Source organism: Cellulomonas chitinilytica, from assembly GCF_016862675.1.
Classification (GTDB): domain Bacteria; phylum Actinomycetota; class Actinomycetes; order Actinomycetales; family Cellulomonadaceae; genus Cellulomonas; species Cellulomonas chitinilytica.
Genome location: NZ_BONK01000031.1, coordinates 1 through 2,751, shown reverse-complemented (window position 1 = coordinate 2,751; position 2,751 = coordinate 1). Strand labels below are relative to the sequence as shown.

General features: G+C 72.9%; 2 protein-coding genes and 1 pseudogene. All 3 read right to left on the bottom strand.

Annotated elements, in window-relative coordinates; translation table 11 throughout:
* Positions 1 to 839: pseudogene (locus tag Cch01nite_RS22515) on the bottom strand (hypothetical protein); the annotation flags it as partial.
* Positions 840 to 894: 55 nt separating this feature from the next.
* Positions 895 to 2,136, bottom strand: coding sequence for a S8 family peptidase (locus tag Cch01nite_RS22510; protein WP_203758759.1), 1,242 nt, complete (start codon positions 2,134 to 2,136; stop codon positions 895 to 897).
* Positions 2,137 to 2,219: 83 nt separating this feature from the next.
* Positions 2,220 to 2,751, bottom strand: a 532-nt coding sequence (locus Cch01nite_RS22505; protein ID WP_203758758.1) for a hypothetical protein, incomplete at its 5' end; no start/stop codon positions are given.

The window sequence follows — 2,751 nt, the reverse complement described above, 5'->3', positions numbered from 1 at the left end:
CCCGGGTTCGAGCCGGGAACCGGGTGCGGGTTCGAGCCGGGCACCGGGTTGCCGCCGGGATGCTCGGGGTAGATGCCACCACCGGGCGGGGTCGTGCTCGGCGGCACGACACCATGCACCGGCCCGTCCGGTGTCCCGACACCAGGCGGGATCCACGGCAGAGCCACCACGTCGGACGTCGGCACCGCAGGCACGCTGCCCCGGCCACCCGGCACCGTGCCGACACGTCCACCACCGCCACCGCTGCCCGACCCGGTGCCGCCACCACCGGTGCCAGGGCCGCCACCACCGTCCGGGACAGGCACCGGCTCGGGGAGCGGTTCGAACTCGTACCTGTCCGACCCGATCTGGTCCCCGGCGGCGTCGAGGCCGTTCTGCAGCGTGGTGAGAGCCGCTTGGGCCTGCTCGTCCCGCTCACGGGCGCGGTCGGCGGCCAGCTTGTCGGCCAGCGCGTCGCCGCCGAGCGCTCCGAGCACACCCCCGGCGACGGCGCCCCCTCCGACGATCAGGACACGTTCGGTGGTGCTGAGCTCGCCGCCGGGCAGCGCGTGATACGCCTCTTGGGCCTTCTCCACCGCACGCCGGGCGTCGCCCGCCGCACGGGTCACCGTGGTGATCGAGTCCGACGTCGTGTTCAGCTTGCCGGCCAGGCCGGCGATACTCTCGGCGGCCGCGTCCGCGGCCGCACCGGTCATGCCGAGGTCGCCGATGAGGCGCCGCAGCTCGGTCGCGCACCGGTCGAAGTCCTTCGCCAACTGGTTCAGGGAGTCCGCGTCCGCCCGGATCCCGGCCACGTCCGCGTCCAGAACCGCCCGCAGCTTGTCGTCGTTCCCGCTCACGCCGCACCCTCTCCATTCGCACCCACGACCAGGACCGTCACTTCGGCGCGCACGTTCATGACGCCTCACCGGGCGACCGCCCGGACCGGCGCCGCAGGACCAGCAGCACCACGACGACCACGGCGACGACCAGGACCACTCCGGCACCGATCGCGACCCACGGCAACGAGGACGCGCCGTCAGGGTCGGCCGAGGGATCGGTGAACCTCGGGGCCGGGGTGACCGTCCCCGAAGGGGTCCCGCCGGTCTGCTCGGCGGCAGCCAGGATGTCCTGCTTGGTGGGTCCGTAGTCGCCCGGGTCGTCCCACAGGAAAGGGTTCTCGTCGGGGTACCCCGTGGGGTCGTGCTCGAGCATGTGCCGCACGTTGACGATCCCGTACCCGTGCTCGGCGTCGTGGGTCAGCTCGTGGTCCTCCGGCCCGGTGTTGCGGGCCAACGACTGCAGGATCTGGTTCGACGTCGCGTCCGGGTACCTCGACCACACCAGCGCCAACGCCGCCGACGTGTACGCCGTCGCACCCGACGACCCGTTCGCCATGCCGTACTGCGTCCAGCTGCCGCCCGGACCCAGCGCGAGCATGTCGTCACCAGGTGCGAGCACGCCCAGGTGCTCCCCCGTGGCTGCGTCGGGAGAGCGCGCACCGTCCGGGCCGATCGCAGCGACCGAGACCACGCCGTTGTACGCGGCCGGAGGGTCCAGTGCCGCGCCGGCCTCGTTCGGGGTCGCGCCCACCAGGATCGCCCCCGAGGCCAACGCCCGCGGGATGTCGTCGACCGGCACGTGTGTCGACCCTCCCGCGCCGCCGAAGGACATGTTGACGATGTTCGCGCCGTCGTCGATCGCGTCGATCAACGTCGATGTGCCGTCGAGGGCCGTCTCGGACGCGGCGCAGCCGTCCACGAAGTTCGTGGCGTTGTAGTGGTGGACCTTCGCACCGGGTGCGACGCCGAGAACACCTGCCTGCCCGTCGACGCCGGCACCGGTGCCGACGATGTATGCCACGATGCCGGTCCCGTGCATGGCGGACTCGTCCGTGGCGGTCGACGGCAGGACCGGCCCTCCAGGTTCGGCCGCGCACGCTCCCGTGGTGGCGATGTCCACGCCGGCCAGGTCGGGGGTGTCGGGGTTCAGCGGGCTGTCCAGGACCGCGATGGTGATGCCTTCACCGGTGGTGGTCTCGTGGATGGTCGCCATGCCGGATTCGTTGTAGTACCAGAGGCCGCCCTGGGGGTCCCCGGCCCCGACGAGCGCGACGCCTACCGGCACCATCACCGCGGCGACGGCCAGCGACCGCATGGCACGACGCGCCCTCGGACGGTGCACCGGGTTGCTCGGCGCGGTGGGTCGGGTGGAGCGGGACGGGTGGAGGTTCGTCGGCCTCATCCGATGCCGGCTCCCTGCGACGGCGGGGCAACAGCAGGCTGCCCGGGTGACTCGGACGTGGCCGCCGCAGGCGAGTCGGTGCTCGTCGAGGGTGCGACCTGGGTGGTGCCGGTGCCCGCGTCGTGGCCGGTGCGGGTGGTCGGGTCGTAGGTGTACCCGGCGGGCCCCGACGCGTGCCCGTTCCTCGGGGTCGTGGTGGTCGGCATCGGGGTGTCGATGCCGGCCTCCCGGGCCGCCAGCCGCGCCATCCGGTCGTGGACCTGCTCGTCGGTCAACACCAACTGGCCCCCCGACTCGGTGAGTGCGTCCCGGTAGGACGCCAGCTGGGCGAGCAGCTCGGCCACATTCGCCGCGGCGGTGTCCAGCGACCTGCCGTAGGCGCCGGCGAACGAGGTGCCCCGCGCCGACCAGGTGCCACGGTCCTGCCGCGCCTGCACTTCGCGCAGTCTTTCCCGCAGCACCGAGATGTCCTCGTGCAGCGCAAGCAGCCGGTCCAGCCGGACCTTGAGCGTGTCCGCGTCGAGCGTC

Excerpts from the sequence above, each read along its gene's own strand:
- Cch01nite_RS22510 (WP_203758759.1), bottom strand. The coding sequence starts at position 2,136 with ATGCGGTCGCTGGCCGTCGCCGCGGTGATGGTGCCGGTAGGCGTCGCG.